The organism is Arsukibacterium tuosuense (assembly GCF_900215315.1).
GTDB classification, from domain to species: Bacteria; Pseudomonadota; Gammaproteobacteria; order Enterobacterales; family Alteromonadaceae; genus Alishewanella; species Alishewanella tuosuense.
This window is the reverse complement of record NZ_OBEB01000001.1, coordinates 578,325-598,808: the sequence shown is the minus strand read 5'-3', so window position 1 is coordinate 598,808 and position 20,484 is coordinate 578,325. Positions and strand designations below refer to the sequence as shown.

General features: G+C 50.3%; 13 protein-coding genes and 1 pseudogene. 11 read left to right on the top strand and 3 right to left on the bottom strand.

The window, feature by feature from the left end:
* Window positions 1-26: 26 nt before the first annotated feature.
* The 8 genes and pseudogenes from CRO03_RS18665 to pbpC all read left to right on the top strand — a co-directional run.
* A pseudogene (locus CRO03_RS18665) lies at window positions 27-135 on the top strand (NadS family protein); the annotation flags it as partial.
* Window positions 136-433: 298 nt separating this feature from the next.
* On the top strand, window positions 434-736 hold the full coding sequence (locus tag CRO03_RS02745; protein WP_097110022.1) for an XRE family transcriptional regulator: 303 nt from the start codon (window positions 434-436) through the stop codon (window positions 734-736).
* 236 nt (window positions 737-972) lie between these two features.
* Window positions 973-1,500, top strand: coding sequence for a hypothetical protein (locus CRO03_RS02740; RefSeq protein WP_097110021.1), 528 nt, complete (start codon window positions 973-975; stop codon window positions 1,498-1,500).
* Window positions 1,501-1,735: 235 nt separating this feature from the next.
* A complete protein-coding gene (locus CRO03_RS02735) occupies window positions 1,736-2,389 on the top strand; it encodes a hypothetical protein (RefSeq protein WP_097110020.1) in 654 nt (217 codons plus the stop codon).
* Window positions 2,390-2,567: 178 nt separating this feature from the next.
* Window positions 2,568-4,817 (top strand): YgiQ family radical SAM protein, encoded by a 2,250-nt coding sequence (locus CRO03_RS02730; RefSeq protein WP_097110382.1) that lies wholly within the window; start codon window positions 2,568-2,570, stop codon window positions 4,815-4,817.
* On the top strand, window positions 4,817-5,338 hold the full coding sequence (gene thpR, locus CRO03_RS02725) for an RNA 2',3'-cyclic phosphodiesterase (RefSeq protein ID WP_097110019.1): 522 nt from the start codon (window positions 4,817-4,819) through the stop codon (window positions 5,336-5,338). The genes CRO03_RS02730 and thpR overlap by 1 nt, the downstream gene beginning before the upstream one ends.
* 139 nt (window positions 5,339-5,477) lie before the next feature.
* Complete coding sequence (locus CRO03_RS02720; RefSeq protein WP_097110018.1) at window positions 5,478-11,369, top strand: alpha-2-macroglobulin; 5,892 nt, start codon at window positions 5,478-5,480, stop codon at window positions 11,367-11,369.
* Between the two features lie 81 nt (window positions 11,370-11,450).
* Window positions 11,451-13,847, top strand: coding sequence for a penicillin-binding protein 1C (pbpC, locus tag CRO03_RS02715; RefSeq protein ID WP_170948921.1), 2,397 nt, complete (start codon window positions 11,451-11,453; stop codon window positions 13,845-13,847).
* On the opposite strand, the gene egtD is transcribed toward pbpC, so the two are convergent.
* Window positions 13,812-14,798, bottom strand: coding sequence for an L-histidine N(alpha)-methyltransferase (gene egtD, locus CRO03_RS02710; RefSeq protein ID WP_097110016.1), 987 nt, complete (start codon window positions 14,796-14,798; stop codon window positions 13,812-13,814). The two genes, pbpC and egtD, sit on opposite strands and share 36 nt — an antisense overlap.
* Complete coding sequence (egtB, locus tag CRO03_RS02705; protein WP_097110015.1) at window positions 14,798-16,069, bottom strand: ergothioneine biosynthesis protein EgtB; 1,272 nt, start codon at window positions 16,067-16,069, stop codon at window positions 14,798-14,800. The genes egtD and egtB overlap by 1 nt, the downstream gene beginning before the upstream one ends.
* 181 nt (window positions 16,070-16,250) lie before the next feature.
* Between egtB and rlmC the strand changes: the two genes are divergently transcribed.
* Window positions 16,251-17,423, top strand: coding sequence for a 23S rRNA (uracil(747)-C(5))-methyltransferase RlmC (rlmC, locus tag CRO03_RS02700; RefSeq protein WP_097110014.1), 1,173 nt, complete (start codon window positions 16,251-16,253; stop codon window positions 17,421-17,423).
* Here rlmC and CRO03_RS02695 read toward each other — a convergent pair.
* Window positions 17,389-18,144 (bottom strand): substrate-binding periplasmic protein, encoded by a 756-nt coding sequence (locus CRO03_RS02695; RefSeq protein WP_097110013.1) that lies wholly within the window; start codon window positions 18,142-18,144, stop codon window positions 17,389-17,391. The two genes, rlmC and CRO03_RS02695, sit on opposite strands and share 35 nt — an antisense overlap.
* A 170-nt stretch (window positions 18,145-18,314) precedes the next feature.
* On the opposite strand from CRO03_RS02695, the gene CRO03_RS02690 reads away from it, so the two are divergent.
* Together CRO03_RS02690 and CRO03_RS02685 are read left to right on the top strand one after the other, a co-directional pair.
* A complete protein-coding gene (locus CRO03_RS02690) occupies window positions 18,315-19,064 on the top strand; it encodes a recombinase RecA (RefSeq protein WP_097110381.1) in 750 nt (249 codons plus the stop codon).
* Between the two features lies 1 nt (window position 19,065).
* A complete protein-coding gene (locus CRO03_RS02685) occupies window positions 19,066-20,469 on the top strand; it encodes a Y-family DNA polymerase (RefSeq protein ID WP_097110012.1) in 1,404 nt (467 codons plus the stop codon).
* Window positions 20,470-20,484: the final 15 nt, after the last annotated feature.

The following is a 20,484-nucleotide window of genomic DNA, read 5'->3' as shown; positions in this document are numbered from 1 at the left end:
TTGAAAGCAAAATTAAAGCTTGGGCTACTATTGTAGCTTGGAGCGCAAGCCGCAACCCAACCGGCCTGTCTGCCAAAGTGCTGGCTACTATCCAGGATAACCCCCGAGTTCTACCATCAACTGGCCGCGGATTAAGCTGGCCGCCACAGCAAAACAACGTACGGGCGCATTATTGCGTCCTTGTTCTTCGCGTAATCGCTACGAGCTGATAAAAACAGACTTCTTTTCTTGTGTTTCTTTTAATTCACAATTAATTGTCATTTAGAGTTATTGAATTGAAAATATAGCCTTTAACCTATATATGTTTTAAGCTATATTAGCTAAGGACAGCTTATGTAAGCAGGCAAAGAAATCGTTTTTATCAAACTATGATAGCGCTGGCTGATGAGGAATTTCGTAAGCATTTACAGGCATTGCAGCAGGAGTAACGGTTATGGCAAGAACACTGGAACAAATACTGGCGCAGGAAAAACCTGAAGTAGTGGCAAGTGCCAAAGAGCAGGCTGCTGAAATATTGCTGAATATTCACCTGGCAGAATTACGTGAACGTATGAATCTGACTCAGAAAGACATTGCTGCAGCACTTAATGTGAAACAGCCTTCGGTATCTGATATGGAGAAACCGGGCCGCGATCTTAAGTTATCATCGCTTAAACGCTATGTAGAAGCCTCTGGCGGTAAACTACGGTTAGATATCGAACTGCCGGACGGCACTCATTACGGTTTTACGGTATAGACAACAACCCTGGGTTCTACCACCAACTGGCCGTACATTAAGCTGGCCAGTACATCAAACCAAAGTAGGGGCGCATTATTGCGCCCTTAGTTTTGCAGCAAATAAACCCTTGACCAGGTTAAATTTTTTGTCAAATATAGCCGGGAAAAGATTGTCTGAACGTTTTTAGCGCCATACCAGTCGTTCGGGCAAATAAAAACGCTTGACCATAAGCTTAAACAACCAAGGAAAGAAAATTGAAAAATTGTCTGATACTGATATTAGTTTTATTCGTTATTTCTTTTAGTGCTTTTTCTAAGGAAGTTTTATACGAAATCCCGACTTCAGGTATAAAAATATCAGCAACTAAAAACGTTAAAAAAGTAGATGGTGCAGGAACGAATGTTCAATTTTTCCTGGAGGACCGAAATATATTTTCTACAGCCTTTGTCCATAAAGATACTCGAAATCCCTATCCGTTACTTGAAGATTTTGCTGAACTATTCTATAGAAAAATGTATGCAAGGGTTGAACACCAAGTTGTAAATAGTCAAAAGGTTGTCGGGGAGTTTTCTAATATCAATATTGCTGGTGTTGAGTACTTGATTGAGTCGGAAAATAGCAAGTGTGAGTTATTTGTAGCATACGCCATCGGAAACCAAACGTATGTAATGTTCAATTATTCTGATGAGGTAAGTGAAAACTCAGATTGTAAGAACACAAGCGATAAGCTGAAGAATGCAGCGTGGGGGGTAACTTCCAGTATTTTTATTACTGAAATTTAGATCTTTTATGAGGTAGTAGGCAATATATTAGCTAGATGCTAGATGCTAGATGCTAGATGCTAGAGCTTAATCAGTTGGGGGCGCATTATTGCGCCCTTATTTTTTCAGCAAATAAAGCCTTGACCAAGTTCAGTTTTTCGGTAAATGTGACAGTGAATTTAAGTTAACTTAGCTGCTATTTGCACAGGGTAACTCCGAGCAAACCATATACTTGGTTTTTATCAGGGAAATACAGATGAAGCATTTGAAGGGACGCTGGCGATTACTGCTTAGAGGCCCTAAACACATCATTTTAATGATGGCTATTTCATGGTTTACTTATTGGTATTTTGGATATTCTCAAACTTGCTGGGAACGCTACGATTTAGCTTGTATGTCCTCAGATACCAGTGAGCTAGTTTGGAAAATTGCAATAGCTTTATCGCAGTTCGCTGGCATTGGGCTTCTGTTGTTGGACCTAGACAAAAAATTACACTCGCTCACAGGCACTAAATTATTGGTGTATTTTTCAGACAAACTGAAAGCTTGGTGGCGGTTGTGGTTTAAGCAAAAGCACTCCATAAAAGTCGAATCTATGTTGCCGATGTTTCACGCTGTAGGCGATGTCAGTTTCACACATAAAAAAGCAAATATTTCCATTGAAGAGCGGTTAGCAGAAATCGAAAAAACACTTGATATACATAGAAAAGCCATCGCAACAGAGGCTGATGATAGAAGGCGGCTAGAAGGTCACGTGAATGAGAGTGTTAAACGACTTGAATCTGTTATTACGCAACGCAGCGACCATCTGCTGGATAAGGTGAAGGAAATTCATGTTGGTGGCTATACAACGCAGGCTTGGTCAATTTTTCTGATTCTATATTCTGCAGTACTAGGTGTATTTGTGTAAGTCCAACCTATTGTAAAAAATTGAATTTTTGCGTGAGAGATTTATGCGCCAATTAGAACTTACCACCATTCGCCTTTCCCCGTCACTCCTTGTATAATACGCGCCCTTGCTTCACTCAGGTGCCTAATTTATGTCCACTGCTGCTATCGTTTCCCGCAAATCTGCCCCTGTAGCACGGATGGCGCCTGAGCGTGACTTATTCTCTTATCCAAAATACTGGGCCGAGTGCTATGGCACGGCGCCGTTTTTACCGATGTCACGCAAAGAAATGGACCAGCTTGGCTGGGACAGCTGCGATGTCATTCTGGTTGTGGGCGATGCCTATGTTGACCACCCCAGCTTTGGTATGGCGGTAGTCGGGCGGATGTTAGAAGCCCAGGGTTACCGGGTTGGCCTGATTTGTCAGCCGGACTGGCATAGCAAAGATGACTTTATGCGCCTGGGCAAGCCGAACCTGTTTTATGGGGTGTCGGCCGGCAATATGGATTCGATGATTAACCGCTACACCGCCGATAAAAAGTTGCGCCATGACGATGCCTATACCGCTGGTGATATTGGCGGCAAGCGGCCAGACCGCGCCGTTACGGTATATACTCAGCGCTGCAAAGAAGCCTATAAAGATGTGCCGGTCATTATTGGTGGCATTGAAGCCAGTTTGCGCCGCATTGCCCACTATGATTACTGGTCAGAGAAAATACGCCGCTCGGTCATATTTGACGCTAAAGCCGATATTTTAATTTATGGTAATGCCGAGCGGCCGTTAATTGAAGTGGCGTACCGGATTGCCAGCGGCATACCAGTCAGTGAAATTCAGGATGTGCGCGGCACCGCGGTTATCCGCAAAGAGCCGTTGCCCGGTTGGCGTGGCGTGGACTCCACCGCCATTGATAAAATTGGCAAGATAGACCCGATTTCTAACCCTTACGGCGCCGATGATGTTGGCTGTAGCAGCTACTCTGAGTTTGCCAAGGCTGGCATTGATTTAAGCAAGCCAGCCGATGTGGAAGCCAAGCCAATAATGGTGCAGCCAGCGCGACAAAAGCCGTGGGAGCAAACCTACGTTAAACTGCCGGCGTTTGAGCAGGTAAGCGTTAATAAACCGCTGTATGCCCATGCCTCACGCATTTTACACCAGGAAACGAATCCGGGTTGTGCCCGTGCCATTATGCAGCGCCATGGCGACCGCCATTTGTGGGTAAACCCACCGGCGTTTCCACTTAGCACTGAAGAGATGGACTTGGTGTTTGGCCTGCCATATCAGCGGGTGCCGCACCCGGTGTATGGCAAGGAGAAAATTCCTGCTTACGAGATGATTAAAACCTCGGTCAATATTATGCGCGGCTGCTTTGGTGGCTGCTCGTTCTGCTCAATTACCGAACACGAAGGCCGGGTTATTCAAAGCCGCTCGAAAGAATCGATAATGCAGGAGATAAAGGATATTCGCGACAAAGTACCCGGGTTTACCGGCGTGATATCCGATCTTGGCGGCCCAACCGCCAATATGTATCGCTTAAACTGTAAAAATCCAAAAGCCGAGCAAACCTGTCGCAGGCCTTCTTGTGTATATCCGACCATATGCGAGCATATGGATACTGATCAAAGCCCGACGGTTGAGTTGTACCGTGAGGCCCGTAATTTACCCGGCATTAAGAAAGTGCTGATTGCCTCGGGTGTGCGTTATGATTTGGCCGTGGAAGACCCGAACTATGTGCGCGAACTGGTGCAGCACCATGTCGGCGGCTATTTAAAAATAGCACCGGAGCATACCGAAGAAGGCCCATTATCGAAGATGATGAAACCGGGCATGGGTGCCTATGACAAATTTAAAGAAATGTTTGACCGTTTCAGTAAAGAAGCCGGTAAAGAGCAGTATTTAATTCCGTATTTTATTGCCGCCCACCCGGGTACCACCGATATGGATATGGTGAACTTAGCATTGTGGTTAAAAGAGCGTGATTTTAAGCTGGATCAGGTGCAGAACTTTTACCCCAGCCCAATGGCCAACGCGACCACCATTTACCATACTGAAATGAACTCGCTGAAAAACATTAATAAAGCCAATGACGAAGTGGTGCCGGTGCCAAAAGGCGAGCGGCAGCGCCGGTTGCACAAGGCAATACTGCGCTACCATGACCCGAAAGGCTGGCCGCAAATTCGTGAAGCGTTGATTAAAATGGGCTTAAAGCACTTAATTGGCCGCAGCAAAGGCTGTTTAGTGCCGGAAGAAAGCAAAGACGAGCTGTTTAAAAAGCCTGGTAAAGGCGGGAAGCCGGCGCTTAGCCGCCACACCGGCTTAAACCCGGCGGCAAAGGCGATTGCTAAAAATGGCAAAAAACCATTTGGGCCTAAAGCCAGCAAGGTCAGCGACAATTCAGGCAGGGTGCAGGGTAAAACAGCTGGCAAAAGCACTCAGCGGTCTAAAGGCTAATGCAGCGGCTGTTTTTCAGCCTTAAGTTTACTGCCTCGCAGCAACAGCAGTTGCTCCCATATCAGCAGCAAGCGTTAAAAATTTGCCCCGAAAGCAAAGCGGTTGACAGTGATAATCTGCATTTAACCTTGTTTTTCTTAGGTCAGGTTGACGCTATAAAGCAGCAGCACCTGGTAGCGACTGCGCAACAGATTAAGGCAGAGGCGTTTAGCCTGACTCTGGATTATCTGGCTTGTTTTGCCAGGCCGAAAATTCTTTACCTGGCACCGTCGATTATTGCCCCTGAATTACTTCAACTCCAGCAACAACTGGCAAGCATCTGTAATGTCGCAGGATTTAGCGAAATACACGATAAGTACCGGCCGCATATTACCCTGGCACGCCATGCATTATGTCCGGCTACTCTTCCGCTGCCGGTGCAGCCGTTAGCACTGGCTGTAAGCCAGTTTGCATTGTATTTATCTGCTCAGCAGGAAGGCCGCATAAGGTACCAGCCGCTATATAGCTTTTCTTTGTTATAACAACTCTTTACCAGCAAGCGGTTAAGTGTTTTAGCACAAGCTGCTATAGTTCATCAGTGATTAATTTTCGCCGGTTATACTCGGCGTATCTCTGGTTTTTTCCGTGGTTATAAATACCGTGCTTTAACAAGGATTGGTTATGCCTGCCTCTGGTTCATCTGCGAATAATGTATTTCGCGCAATATTTGGTTCGGTTAACTGGGCGGCACCTGCCTGGCTGACCCGGTTAAAGCATACAGCGAAAACCCGGCCCGGCCGGTTCTGGGGGGCGGTGGCTCTGCTGCTGATATTGCTGGCGGCGCTGGTGGCCGGCTATTGCTATTATCAGCAATTGCCCAAGCCATTGCAGGTAAAGGCACAGGTGATTAGCCCGGAGCTGGGCCATTATCAGGACGATGTCGAGCAACCGACACCGTTATTGCTGCAATTCAGTTATGACTTTGAGGGTGTTGATAGTACATCGATGCCAGCGCCTATGCTGTCTGCGGCCCGGCTCGACTTAATTGGCGAAGTGCTAAGCGAGGGCGTAACCATTAGTCCGGCCATTGCCGGTAAATGGTTGTGGCAGGATGATAATACCCTGACTTTTACCCCTGAGCAGGCCTGGCCGGCAGGTCAGAAGTACACTGTTAAACTGGAAAAGCGACTTTTTAACCCGGAAATTAAGCTGGCCCAGCAGCAGTACCGCTTTACTACAGTGCCGTTGACGGTTGAAATTAACCGGCTGCGTTTTTACCAGAACCCCACTGAGCCGACCAGCCGGCAAATTGTCGCTACCCTGAACTTCAGCCATCCGGTAGAGCTGGAAAGTGCCCGCCAACAGCTGAGTATGCTAATGCGTCCAGATGGCGCTGATAGCAGCCAAAAGCCACAAGCACTGCCTTTTAGTTTAAGTGCCGATAAAAGCGGTCGTGAGGTGTATGTGCAATCTGAAGCCATTACCTTGCCAGCTCAGGAGCAATATTTAACGCTGCAGCTAAAAGCCGGGGTAAAGGCTGTGCAGGGTGACGCTAAAACGGACGATGCTGCTGAAGCACAGCTGTTGGTACCAGACAGTGGCAGTTTTTTAAAAGTCAGTGAACTGCGCACCGACATTGTCAGAAGCGCTGAGCAACAGCTTGAGCAACAACCAGAGCAAATGCTGTTGTTGAGTTTTACCGACCGGCTTAATCGCAGCGAACTGCAAAACAAATTAAAACTGTATGTTCTGCCGAAAAACCCAAGGCGTAAGTCCAACTACTGGGCGCCAGGCGAGGTGAACAGCACGGTATTGCAACAGGCCAGCCTGGTTGACTTTGAGCTAATGCCCACCGCTCTGCCACATGACAATGCTTTTAGCATTAAGCTTGATTTACCGCCTGGTCAGCATCTGTTTGTCAGTGTACCCGCTGGCTTGCAGTCGGTTAGTGACTTTACCCTGGCCAATGAATACCGGGCCGTGGTGCAGGCACCGGCGTATCCGAAAGAAGCGCGGATAGTCGGCGAAGGTGCCATGTTAACCCTCAGTGGTGAGCAGAAGCTGCAGTTGCTTAGCCGCGGCGTTAAAGGTGTCCGGGTAAAATTACATAAACTGCTGCCAGAGCAGCTGAACCATTTAATTACCCAGACCGGTGGCGATATCAGCCAGCCTTCATTTCATAACTACAACTTTAATCAGAGTAATATCACCAGTTTACAGCAGCATACATACGCAGTAAGCAGTGCATCACCGGCGCAAGCCAGTTATCAGGCACTGGCCTTAACGCCCTACCTGCAGCAAGCGGGTATGGGCCTGTTTTTTATTGAGCTTAGCGAGTTTGATCCGGCACGGCCGGATGTGGAAGGCCAGCAGCTGGATAAACGACTGGTGCTGGTGACCGATTTAGGCCTGCTGGTAAAACATAACAGTGATAGTAGCCAGCAGCTGTTTGTGCTGTCACTGGCCGATGGTAAGCCGGTAGCGGGGGCAGATGTGGCGCTGCTTGGTCGTAATGGCGTGGCGCTGTTCGAAGCAACAACCGATGCGCGTGGCACAGTCAGCTTTGCCAAAACCAACGAATTTAACCGCGAGCGTCAACCGACGGTGTATCGGGTAAACCGCAGCCGCAATGGTGTGGTTGATACCAGCTTTATTCCGTTTGACCGCTACACCCGCCAGCTTGATTACTCCAAGTTTAATACCAGTGGTCAGTATCAGAGCCCGGATGATGCCAAAAGTTTAAGTGCATATATGTTCAGTGATCGTGGCATTTACCGGCCGGGCGAGCAGGTAAAGCTGGCTGCCATTGTCCGCCATGGCGATTTAAGTGCCGCTGACGGTGGCTTGCCATTGAAAGTGCAGGTACAGGGGCCGCGTGGCAATACGTTCTGGCAGCAAAACTTCAGTTTGAGCGGCCGCGGTATGCACAGTTTTGAGCTGGACACCCAGCCTCACAGTGATACCGGTAATTATCATGCCAGTGTCAGTTTGCTCGACAGTAAAGGCAATACTCAGCGTCATCTGGGCTCGGTAAGTTTTACTGTGGAAGAATTTCAGCCTGACACCATGAAAATCAGCAGCGAGTTCGTGCAGGGTGATGCTGCGGTGAACGCTAAGGGCTGGTTACACCCGGCTGATTTAAGCTTACAAGTGCAACTGGATAATTTATTTGGTACCCCGGCGCAGCAGAGGCGGGTAGCAGCCAGGCTGGAATTGATCCCACGTAGCTTCAGTTTCAGTGAATACCCGGATTATCAGGTTCTCAGCCCGCAGCAAGACAATGTTAAAGCAGAGCGGGTGCAGCAAAGCCTGGAGGAGCAACAAACTGATGCCGATGGTAAAGCCGCCTTTGCGCTGGGGCTGGAGCAATATGCCGGTGGTACCTATCAACTTGTGGTGACCACTGAGGGTTTTGAAGCGGGTGGCGGGCGCAGCGTGCAACAACGGCTAAGCAGTTTGTTATCACCTTTACCGCAGCTGGTGGCTGTTAAGGCCGATGGTGAACTGACCTATCTTAAAAAGCAGCAACAGCGCAGTGTTAATTTTATTGCGATTGATAATAGCCTGAGCCAAATCGGCCTGGACGATCTTACTCTGCAGCTGATTGAAAAACGCCCGGTAACCAGCCTGGTAAAACAGAACGATGGTACTTATCTGTACCAAAGTATCGTTCAGGATATAACGCTTGACCAAACGCCATTTACGATTGCCGGGCAGGGTACCGATTACCGCTTGCCGACAGAGACCCCGGGCGATTTTGAGCTGCAACTTGCTGACAGCAATGGCAATGTGCTGGGCAGCCTGGCCTTTAGCGTGGTTGGCGCCGGTAACATCAGTGCCATGCTGGAAAAAAATGCGGCGTTAACGGTGAAGCTGGATAAAAGCGATTACAAAGCCGGCGAGTGGATTGAGCTGAATATCACTGCACCTTATACCGGCAGTGGTTTAATCAGTATTGAAAGCGATAAAGTGCATGCTTTCAGCTGGTTTAGTGCCGACACAACCAGCAGTATGCAGCGTATTCGCTTACCTGAAGGACTTGAAGGCAATGCCTACGTCAATGTCAGCTTTGTCCGGGCCGCTGATTCTGATGCCTTGTTTGTCAGCCCGCTTAGTTATGCAGTGGTACCCTTTAATATTGACCGCAGTCGTCGTCAGCTCGAGATAAGCCTGGTGGCGCCGGCCGAAGTGCGGCCGGGCAAGCCTTTTAACGTCAGTTATCAGGCTAATCAGCCGGCCGATATGCTGATTTACGGGGTGGATCAGGGCATATTGCAGGTGGCAGACTATCAGTTGCCGGATCCGTTAAGTCACTTTTTACAAAAGCGGGCACTGCAGGTACGCAGTTTGCAGATGCTCGATCTTATTTTGCCGGAATTCAGTCTGCTGCAACGCCAGTTAGCCGGGGTAGGTGGTGATGACCGGGAGCGAATGGCGATGGCTGCAGATATGATGCTGCAGAAAAACCTGAATCCGTTTGCCCGCCGGGCTGAGCAGCCCGGGGTGTTCTGGTTAGGGCTGGTAAAAGCCGGTCCCGATATGCAGCAACAGCAGGTACAGGTTCCAGCCAGTTTCAGCGGTAATTTAAAGCTGATGGCGGTTGCGGTAAGTGATACCGCACTGGGGGCGCAAAGTGCCGATATCCGGGTGCGCGGGCCCTTTGTGTTAACACCGGAAGTATTACAAAGTGCCGCGCCCGGCGATGAATTTGAAGTCAGTGTTTCGGTTGCCAATGGTGTAAAAGGCTCAGGCGATAATGCTGATATCAACGTCAGCCTGACCTTGCCTGACGGCTTAACCGCTAAAGGCCCACTACAGCAAAAGCTGCAAATCAGCGAAGGCAGTGAGCAGAGCGCCCGCTTTCGTTTAAAAGGCGGCGCCGCGCCGGGGGCCTTTGACATAAGCTTCAGTGCCCGCTATCAGCAGGCAGAGCTGCTGGAGGAGTCAAGCCGGGAGGTCAGTTTAAGTATCCGGCCGGCCAGCCATTATCAGACAACGCTGAATGCCGGCTATACCGATAAAACGCCGCTGACCTTAACCACCCGCTACCCGCTGCATAGTGAATTTGCCACACTTAATGTGGCGGCCTCAGCTAACCCCTTGGTGCTGGCTGAAAGCTTTACCGATTATCTGGCAAACTACCCGCATGGTTGCACCGAGCAGGTGGTGTCGCAGGTATTCCCGTGGCTGGGGTTGGTGCAACAACCGGGATATCAGGCACGCCTGCCAATGGTGCAACAGCAGTTTGCCGAGTTAATTCAGAAACTGGCTGAGCGCCAGCAAAGCGATGGCGGTTTCAGCTTCTGGCCAGGGGGTTATCACACCGCTGATTTCCCCAGTATTTATGTAATGCACTTTTTAATGGCTGCCCGCGAGCAGGGGCTGGCGGTGCCGGACTATCTGTACCGCCAGGGGCTGAGTTATTTACGCGAGGTGGCGCGGCAAAGCGGTGGCAATTTGTATCAGGCAAGGCTGCGTGCCAACGCCATCTACCTGTTAACCCGCAGCGGTGAGGTAACCACTAACTATCTGGTCGAGCTGCATGAGCGGCTGCAACAACAACATCAGCAAGCCTGGCAGACAGATATTACCGCAATGTATATGGCAGCCAGTTATCAGCTGATGCAACAACCGGAAGTGGCCCGGGGCTTAATTGGCGATTACCGGCTGGGAGAGAGCTCGGACATGCAGCAGGCCTATTTGCAGCGGCTGAATTCGCAACGCATCGCCAACCCGCTACCGCCTTTTGCCAACCCGGCATTTCAACCGCAGCTGAGCATGGATGCGCAGTATGTGTATCTGTTGGCCAAGCATTTTAGCGAGCAGGCGAAAGCGCTGGATGGCGAACAGATTGTTAAACTGCTGCAACCGGTATTTGACGGCCAGTACAATACTATTGGTTCGGCCTATGCGGTGCTGGCGCTGTCAGCCTATAGCCAGCTGGATACTGTTGCTAACGCCGCTATGCCCCGTTTTTATCAACTGACGGCGGCAGGTGAGCGCACTGAACTAGCCGCTGCTGATAACCGCAGTAGCTTGCCACGGTTTGCCTTTGGCAGTGATGCTGAAAAGCTGCTGATAACTGCTGAGAATGATAAGAAGGCGCCGCTGTTTTATGCACTGAGTGAAAGCGGTTTTGCTAAAACAGCACCTGCAGAGTCAGAGGCTGAGCAGTTAGAAGTGGTGCGTGATTATTTAAATAGCAAAGGTGAGGTGGTTAGCCAGGCGTGGCAGGGCGACGAGCTGACGGTAAGGTTACGGCTGCGCAGCACCAATAATAGCTGGCACAATAATGTGGCAGTAGTGGATTTACTGCCAGCCGGCTTTAGTGTGGTACGCAGCTCAGTAGCCCGGCAACAAGGGCGCTGGCGGGCCGATTATGTTGATATTCGCGAAGACAGGGTAGTTTATTACGCTGGCTTCGGCCCACAAATGACCGAACTTCGCTATCAGGTTAAAGTTACCGCGGCCGGTGATTTTACTGTGCCGGCGGTAGCCGCCCAGTCGATGTATGACCGCAGTGTTCGGGCCAATACTGCCGCCGGCCGTTTTGTGGTTGAGCCGGCGTTGTAGGGTCAGCGACCGATGAGCTCAGGCGCTATTAGTTCAGTTGCTGTTATTTCAGGCACTGCTGGCTCAGGCCGGCGCAGTACAATGCTAAGACTGCTGCGCTGGCTGCTGTTGTCAGTGCTGGCGTTATTAATGTTGCTGGCGCTGCTGTTGGGGTTTTCCAGCAAACCTGATTTATATGGCGGTTATCAGCAGGGTCGCGCCTATTTTGCGGCAAACGGCGAACTGCTGAGTTTGCAGCTGGCGGACGATCAGCGCTATCGCTTAAAACTGCCGTTGCAGGATATTGCGCCGGCGTTACAACAAGCCACACTATTGTATGAAGATCGCGATTTTTACCAGCACTTTGGCCTGGATGTCAGCGCAATAGCCCGGGCATTCTGGCAAAGTGTAGTGCGCCAGGGGCGGCGTCAGGGTGCCTCGACCATCAGTATGCAGCTGGCCCGGCTTCGCTATAAACTTAACACCAGTAACCTTGCAGGTAAATTACGCCAGGTCGCTTACGCGCTCTATCTGGAGCGCCACTTCAGTAAAGATCAGCTGCTGGAAGCCTATTTTAACTATGCACCCTATGGCGGTAATATTGAAGGGGTGGCCGCTGCCAGCCTGATTTACTTTGGCAAAGAAGCGGCTGATCTCACCTTACCAGAAGCACTGGCACTAAGTGTTATTCCGCAAAACCCTAATCTGCGCAGCCCGCTTAGCAACAATGGCCAGCAGCAACTGGAGCATGCCCGGCAGCGACTGACCGCCATCTGGCAACAGCAGCCTGAGGCAGTTAAGCTGGGATCAGAGCCGCAACTGCCATTAGATTTACCCTTACACTATTTTACCCGGGCCGACATCCCGCAGTTGGCACCGCATTTTGTTAATCAGCTGCGCCAGCAAGGTCGGCAACAAGGTCGTTTTTATACCAGCCTGCAGTTGCCGCTACAGCAACGCTTTGAGCAGCAACTCAGTCGTTATTTAAAACGCCAGCAAGCGAAAGGCATTAATAATGCCAGTGCCTTACTGATTAAGCGCAGTACATTGCAGGTACTGGCCTGGTTGGGCTCGGCAGATTTTAATAGTGAGGCGATTGCCGGCCAGGTCGATGGCGTGACGGCACAGCGCTCTCCCGGCTCGGCGTTAAAACCCTTTGTGTATGCATTGGCACTGCAGCAGGGGCTTATTCATCCGCAAAGTTTACTAACCGACTTACCCCGCCGTTATGGCAGCTTTAACCCGGAAAACTTTGATCGTCAGTTTACCGGGCCGGTATCGGCGACCACGGCGCTGATTAACAGTCGCAATTTACCGGCAGTGCAACTGCAGGCTCAGCTGCAACAACCTGATTTTTACCAGTGGCTGGCGACTGCCGGCGTGCCGTTAAACCAGCCTGCCAGCCATTATGGTTTAGCACTGGTGCTGGGCGGCATGGAGCTGAGCATGGCGCAACTGGTACAGCTCTATGCCATGCTGGGCAACGGCGGACTCTGGCAGCCGCTGGCCTGGCAGCAGCAACCTGATCAGGCTGAACAACCGCAGCTGTTATTAAGCCCGGAAGCCGCGTTTTTAACCCTTGATATGTTGCGCCAGCACCCGCGGGTGCAAAGTGGTTTACTTAGTGAGCTGACAGTACAACATCCGGTTGCCTGGAAAACCGGGACCTCTTATGCATTTCGCGATGCCTGGGCCATTGGCTTGAGCGGTGACTATGTGCTGGCAGTCTGGCTGGGTAATTTTGATGGTAGTAGTAACCCCAACTTAGTCGGGCGCACGGCTGCCGGGCCGTTATTTTTTGAGTTAATGGCGCTGTTGCCGGATAACGCCCCGGAGAATACGCGGTTATTCAGCGCTGCAGCCAGTTTAAACCTGAAAAAAGTGCCGCTATGCCGTCGCAGTGGCGATTTACCCAACAAATATTGCCCGCAAACCGAGCCCGGCTGGTTTATCCCCGGGGTCTCCCCAATTAAGGTTTCAGAGGTGCACCGTGCTGTGCCGGTTGATCTTGCCAGCGGTCTGCGGGCTTGTATGCATCAACCGGGATTAACGGAGCTTAAGGTATTTGAATTCTGGCCCTCTGAGGTCAGCAAAGCACTGCAGCAGGCTGGCATTGTGCTGGCCAAACCGCCACCTTATCAGCAGGCTTGCCCGGATAAGCTGCTGTTAAGCCGCCAGCCCCCGCAAATTCGTTCACCGCAACCGCAGTTGACCTATCTGGTAGAGCAACAAGTTAATGCTGATGCAGATAAAAAATTGGCTCAGCAAAAAATTGCCCTGCAGGCCAGTTTTGATGGTGCGGTAACCCAGGCCCACTGGTTTGCCAATAATCGATACCTGGGAGCGGTAGCGCCCGGCGAAACCCTGTTCTGGCAGGGGCAGCCTGGTCAGGTTAAGTTAACCGTGGTCGACGATTTAGGCGGCGCAGCCAGTGTTACCATCCGGGTAAGCGAGGCGGCAACGTTAACCGCGGTTACGCAGCAGGTAAGTAGCGAATAAATCCTGCTTCGCCAGCCAGGTTCGTTCGACCTGCCAGCCGGCTGATGCTGCCAGCTGGCAAAATTCATCCGGGGTGTATTTATACGAATTCTCGGTATGAATACTTTCGCCGGCGGCAAAAGCCACTGAACTGCCAAGTACATCGACCACCTGCTCAGAGGTGCTGACCAGATGCATCTCAACCCGGCCCTGACCGGCATTATAAAAAGCGTAATGCTCGAATTTTTCAGGGGTAAAGTTAGCACCCAGTTCGCGGTTAATCCGGCTTAAAATATTGCGGTTAAATTTGGCAGTAATGCCTTGTGCATCATTGTAAGCGTTGTGCAGATAAAGTGGTGATTTCTTAGTATCTACTCCGATAAGCAGGCAACTGTCGGGCCCGAGGGTAAAGCGGGCATTTTTTAAAAAACTGGCTGCTTGTGCCGGACAAAAATTACCGATGGTGGAGCCGGGGAAAAAGCCTACTTTTTGCTGGTTTCCGATAACCGGTAGTTCCACCGGAAAGCAAAAATCGCCGACGACCGGCAACACCGCTAAATCCGGAAAGTCTGACTGTAATTGCTGACTGGCCATCTCCAGATGAATACCGCTGATATCAATGGGGATAAACTGGCGGATACTGCTGATAGCGCTGAGCAGTGGCTTAATTTTTACCAGTGAACCTGCGCCAAATTCCACTATGGTGCAGTCGGCGGTGAAAGTGCCGGCTAAATCTGTTGCTACTTGAGGCAGTAAGTCCAGTTCTGTCTGGTACGGATAATACTCGGGTAGCTGACAAATCTGGTCAAAATAATCTGAGCCCTGTTGATCATAAAAGTATTTAGCGTGCAGTTGTTTTTGCGGTAAGGCCAGGCCATGTAATACATCGTCGGCAAAGCCGCGATCCACTACCGGGGTAAGAGGGGCCAGGTTGAAATCCGTTGCTTGAAACAGCGACTGAGCTGAATGCATTATTGATCCTCCGCTAATCTGAGTCCGCTGAATTGCCAGCGTTGCTGGGGGTGAAAAAAATTACGGTAACTGTTACGTAACTGTTGGCGGGGCGAGGCACAGGAGCCGCCGCGCAGCACAAACTGGTTGGCCATAAATTTACCGTTATATTCGGCCAGCTCGCCCTGTGCAGCGTTAAAGCCGGGGTAGCCGCTGTAAGGGCTTTGGGTCCATTCCCAGACATCACCAAACAGCTTCTGAAAACCTGGTTGGCTGGCACAAGCGGTAGGTCGCCAGATATGTTGCTCCAGAAAATTAGCGTCAGCCATAGCGTCGGGCTGCGCGGCGGCGATAACTTCCCATTCCTGCTCGCGTGGCAGGCGCTTACCCGCCCAGCGGGCATAAGCATCAGCTTCGTAGTAACTGATATGACAAACCGGTGCTGAGAGATTAACTGGCTGCAGGCCATTAACAGTGAAGCTGAGCCACTGTTGCTGCTGTTGTTGCCAGTACAGCGGGGCTTGCCACTGTTGCTGCTGGCAGCAATGCCAGCCGTCAGACAGCCACAGCAAAGGGTTCTGATAGCCGCCATCATCAATAAACTGCTGCCATTCGCCATTGGTTACCGGCCGGCTGGCCAGTTTAAAGGGCTGCAAATGGTACGGGTGCCGGGGCTTTTCACAATCGTAGCTAAAGCCCTGATCCGTAGCGCCTATCTGCAGCAGCCCGCCTTCGTGGCATAGCATTTGTAGCGGAGGAGCATGCTTTTCACAGGCATGCTGGCCAGCAGGCGCTTGCTGCATGGCCGGCGCCAAGGGGTTAGCTGATAATAAATGCAGCAGATCGGTTAACATCAGTTCCTGATGCTGCATTTCATGGTGCAAACCAATAGTCAGTAACTCTGCCACCCCGGGGAGCTGGCGCTGCAGTAATGCAGCCATATGCTGCTCAATATGCTGCCGGTAAGCCAGGATGTCCTGCAGCGGTGGCCGGGTTAGTAAGCCTCGGGCAGGGCGGGCATGGCGGGGTCCAATCGCATCATAGTAAGAGTTAAACAGATAAGAGTAGTCGTCATTAAACTGTGAGTAATTTTCGCAGAAAGGTTGCAGCAGGAAATGCTCAAAAAACCAGCTGGTATGCGCCAGGTGCCATTTTAGCGGACTGGCATCGGGCATGGACTGTACCACCATATCTTCGGCAGATAAGCCTTCAGTCAGGGCTAAAGTCTGACGGCGTACCTGCTGGAAGCTATTAATTGCATCCTGTTGATTGCTGTTGTTATTAAAGTCCATTTTACTCCTCTTAACTAACGGGTATTTATCAGTTTAGCAGGCATATTGTGTTAATAAAGGGTTGCAATTCAATTTAGCATTATTTGGCAGGTTTATTTCAAAATGATGAACGGGTAGAATATTCGACAGACACCCTCCGTCGACCAGCTAAATGTGGGTCGACCAGCTAAGTGAATAATAAATGCAATGCCACCATTTTCAGGCTAAACGCTGTCAATCCTGCCAGTGGCTGGCAAAACCCTACCCACAACAACTGGCTGATAAACAGCAGCAGCTGACAGCATTATTAACCGCATTTCAGCCTGAGCAAATGCTGGCCCCGGTGGCAAGTGCTGAGCAGGGCTTTCGCTATAAAGCCAAAATGGTGGTGCTCGGCACCTTGGATGATCCCATCCTGGGCATTGTTAATGCTCAGGGGGAACAAGTCGATTTAGCCGATTGTCCGTTGTATCCAAATAGCTTTGCGCCGGTGTTTGCTTTGTGCAAAGATTTTATCCGCCGCGCCAATCTTACCCCTTACGACATTGCCAGCCGCCTTGGTGAACTGAAATATATTTTACTTAGCCAAAGCCTGCATAGTGGCCGCTTCATGCTGCGTTTTGTGCTGCGCTCAAAAAACTGTCTGGCCTCTGTAACCAAACATTTGCCCTGGTTAGCGCAGCAATTGCCTGAACTTGAGCTCTGCTCAGTCAATATACAGCCGGCAGCGGCAGCTATTCTGGAAGGCCCGCAAGAGATTGTGCTAACGGCGCAAACTGTGCTGGCCGAGCAGCTGAATCAGGTGCCGCTTTACCTGCAGCCGCAGAGCTTTTTCCAGACCCAACCGGTGATGGCAGCAAATTTATACCAAACTGCCGCCCGCTGGGCAGCAGAGCTGCAGCAACAGTTGGGTGAATTTCAGCAGATCTGGGATCTGTTTTGCGGCGTCGGTGGCTTTGGTTTGCACCTGGTTAAACCCGGTCAAACATTAGTGGGAATTGAAATTGCACCAGCAGCCATAGCCAGCGCTAAGCGTTCGGCAGCTGAGCTGGGCCTGGCTGATGTCAGCTTTCAGGCTCTGGACGCCAGTGCTTTTGCTAATGCCGCAGCAAAGGCCCCCGATTTACTGGTGGTTAACCCGCCACGACGCGGTTTAGGGGCAGCGTTATGTCAGGATATCGACCGGCTGGCGCCAGACTGGCTCCTTTATTCCAGTTGTAATGCAGCAACTTTGGCGCAGGATTTAGCTGGGCTCAAGCACTATAAATTAATAAAAGTACAGCTGTTTGATATGTTTGCGCATAGCAGCCACTATGAAGTGCTAAACTTAGTCCAGCGGGTTAATGTGAAAGATACAGCTCAATTCGTTTCTTAAAGAAATTATCCTGCTGCATCTGGCTCAAATTATTGTTAATTTTCTTTGCCATTTCAGGATTAATCTTACTAATCGCACAGTAGTTATCTACTGGAGTTGACCAAAAAGTTGATGCTGTAAGTAAGGGTTGATGTTTAAGTGCATAATATTGGTACGTTATACTGTCTGCGATTACGGCATCGAGACGTCCTTGTTGCAACCGCTCCAGATTCTGTTGCAAACTAATTGCATCATCTCGATAAAGTTGATTGGCGGCAAATGCAGCCTCTAGTTGTGGATAGATAAAACCGCGTGTTGTACCAATTCGCTTTTTATATAATGTTGCCATGCTGGTAAAGGGGGTTTCGTTCTGGCGGCTGACCAATACCTCTGTGGTTTGATAAAGCGATACTGACCAATCAAAGTTTTCCGGTTTTGTTACCCAGGCTGGATTAAGAAAACACCAAATGTCCGCTTCGTCTTCATTTAGCCAGCTTTCAACACGGCCTCTGGGGATGGGGAAATGTTTAACCTCAGCATCAAGCCGGCGTCCAAGTTCCTCCAGGGTATCTATTACCAGGCCGCTGTACTCCTGATTTGAGGTAATCATGATATATGGCGGGGTATTGCTTTCACTGATAATTGCCCGCAGGGTTTCCGCGTTTACGCTGAACGAGGTTGTGATAATCAGCAAAACCAGACAGATAATTTTCATGTGTTTCTCTAAAAAGTTAATACTCATCTTCCATTTGAATTTAATACCACAGCATTCATTGCTGTTTATACAATTTAATATGTTGTCAGAAAAATCACTCTGCTGCGAGCCTGTTACTGTACTGCAATAAAACTTTCACCTTGCGTCGGTATGAAATTGAATTATACTGTATTTACATACAGTATTTTGAGGTGGCAATGTCGGCTTTATTAGATCAGCTAACCCGGCGTCAGCTGTTATGGCATGGCGATAGCCAGCAACTTGCCTATCAGGCGGTTGCTTCGGGTTATCCTGAGCTGGACCAGCAGTTAGCTGGTGGCTTGCCGGCAACCGGCCTGATTGATATTCAAACCGACGCCGGCATTGGCGAGTTGCGTTTACTGTTACCTTATTTGCAGCAACAACAGCAACACTCGCAGCGTTTACTGGTATTTATTGCACCACCGGCTGAGTTAAGTGCAGATATGCTGGCCGGGGCCGGACTTGATCTCAGCCAGTTACTGATTATTACCCCGGGCCAGCAAGCTGCGGCAACCGCTAACGTGGCTGCCAGGCATAAAAAGTCTGCTGAAAAAAATCAATCTGCCAAAAAGTTTTCCGTGCAGCAACAGGCGCTATGGGCCGCTGAGCAGTGCCTGCAAAGTGGTTGTTGCGCGACGGTGCTGCTTTGGCCGGCGGCGATAAGTTTAGCCCAGGCCAGACGTTTGCAACTGGCGGCAGAGCAAGGCGCAGCCAGTATGGTTGTGTTCAGAAATGCCAGCCAGACCTTAAGTTTGCCGGTAAATTTAAGTATCCGCCTGCAGCCGGATCCTCTGGGGCTGCAGGTCACGGTACTTAAACGCAAAGGCAGCTGGCCGGCGGCGCCGTTTCAGGTAAACATGCAACAAAAATGGCCGGCACTATGTTTAAGTGGAACTTCAGGCGAACCGATGCGCCGGGCTGGCTAAGATGGCTCTGTTTCTTTATTTACATTTTCCGGCGTTGCAGCTGGATAACCTGCAACACTTAGCTGAAAATAGCCAGCATGTAGCCATTGCTCTGGTTGACCAGCAGCATCAACTGCTGCAGTTAAATAAAGCGGCGTTAACAGCCGGCCTTAAATTACAGATGGGCCTGGCCAGTGCGGCGGCGCTGTGTCCGGATTTGCAGCTACTACCTTATCAGCCTGAACAACAAGTAAAAGTGCTAAAATCGGTGGCGCAACAGTTGTATCAGTTAAGCGCTGATATCGCCCTCGACCCACCGTCAGGGTTGATTTTGCGGTTGGATGGGATGCTGCAGCTTTATGACGGTCTTCAATCTTACTGGCAGGCACTAAATGAACAGCTGGCAATGTTGGCTTATCGTTATCAGTACAGCTGTGGTGCTACTCCTTATGCCGCTAAGTGCCTGGCTTATCAGCAAGCCAATCTAATTACCACCGATAATGCCAGCCTGTTAGCAGCGATTAAAGCCAGCCCGCTTAAGGCAACCGAGCTAACCGAGCCACAGCAGCAACAAATGATCCGACTCGGTATTCATACTCTGGGCCAGTTACTGGCGCTGCCGCCAGCTGAGCTGGCCCGGCGCTTTGACAGTCAGCTGCTCAGTTATCTGGGGCGGCTGCGCGGTGATTATTATCATGCGCTGGAGTATCTGCAGCCAGATCCCGGTTTTAGCCGTTACCTGGAGCTGTTATACGACATCAGCGATAGTACAGTGTTGGCCAAGCCGTTAGCTAAATTATTATTGCAACTTGAGCAGCAGCTCAACCGGGCTAATTGTCAGTGTTATCAGCTGCTACTGACGTTATTTTTTCGGGATAGCCCGCAACTGCAGCTAAGTATCGGTTCGGCTCAGGGCGAATACAAAGCTACTGCCTGGTTACAGCTGTGCCAGTTGCAACTGGAAAACCTGCCTTTGCCTGAGCCGGTGTATGGCTTACAGCTGGATGTAAATCACTTTGCCGGCCAGCAACGATCCACTGGAGCGTTATTTGAGCAGCAGGATGCCAGGATGTCGGCGTTGCAGTTGTTATCATTGTTACAGGCGCGTTTAGGCCGCTCTGCGGTTAGCGGTTTAACCTTGCAAAACCAGCATTTACCCGAGCAGGCCAGTCAACGCTGTTTACCTCTTGTTAAAGGCCAGACGAGTCCTTCGGCCTTAGTGCTACGACCAGCATTTTTAATACTTAAACCAGAGCCACTGACTGAACCGGTGACCATTAGCCAGGGACCAGAGCGGTTGTGCCCGGACGGCTGGCAGCTTACTGGCCAACGCGATTACTATATTGGTCGTAACCAGCAGGGCCAGTGGTTATGGCTGTTTCGCAATGCCCGCCAGCAGTGGTTTGTCCATGGCTGGTTTAGTTAAATGGCCACGGAGCAG

Coding starts and splice junctions, on each gene's coding strand:
- CRO03_RS02745 (WP_097110022.1), top strand. CDS start 434: ATGGCAAGAACACTGGAACAAATACTGGCGCAGGAAAAACCTGAAGTA.
- CRO03_RS02735 (WP_097110020.1), top strand. CDS start 1,736: ATGAAGCATTTGAAGGGACGCTGGCGATTACTGCTTAGAGGCCCTAAA.
- CRO03_RS02730 (WP_097110382.1), top strand. CDS start 2,568: ATGGCGCCTGAGCGTGACTTATTCTCTTATCCAAAATACTGGGCCGAG.
- thpR (WP_097110019.1), top strand. CDS start 4,817: ATGCAGCGGCTGTTTTTCAGCCTTAAGTTTACTGCCTCGCAGCAACAG.
- CRO03_RS02720 (WP_097110018.1), top strand. CDS start 5,478: ATGCCTGCCTCTGGTTCATCTGCGAATAATGTATTTCGCGCAATATTT.
- pbpC (WP_170948921.1), top strand. CDS start 11,451: ATGCTAAGACTGCTGCGCTGGCTGCTGTTGTCAGTGCTGGCGTTATTA.
- egtD (WP_097110016.1), bottom strand. CDS start 14,798: ATGCATTCAGCTCAGTCGCTGTTTCAAGCAACGGATTTCAACCTGGCC.
- egtB (WP_097110015.1), bottom strand. CDS start 16,069: ATGGACTTTAATAACAACAGCAATCAACAGGATGCAATTAATAGCTTC.
- rlmC (WP_097110014.1), top strand. CDS start 16,251: ATGCAATGCCACCATTTTCAGGCTAAACGCTGTCAATCCTGCCAGTGG.
- CRO03_RS02695 (WP_097110013.1), bottom strand. CDS start 18,144: ATGAGTATTAACTTTTTAGAGAAACACATGAAAATTATCTGTCTGGTT.
- CRO03_RS02690 (WP_097110381.1), top strand. CDS start 18,315: ATGTCGGCTTTATTAGATCAGCTAACCCGGCGTCAGCTGTTATGGCAT.
- CRO03_RS02685 (WP_097110012.1), top strand. CDS start 19,066: ATGGCTCTGTTTCTTTATTTACATTTTCCGGCGTTGCAGCTGGATAAC.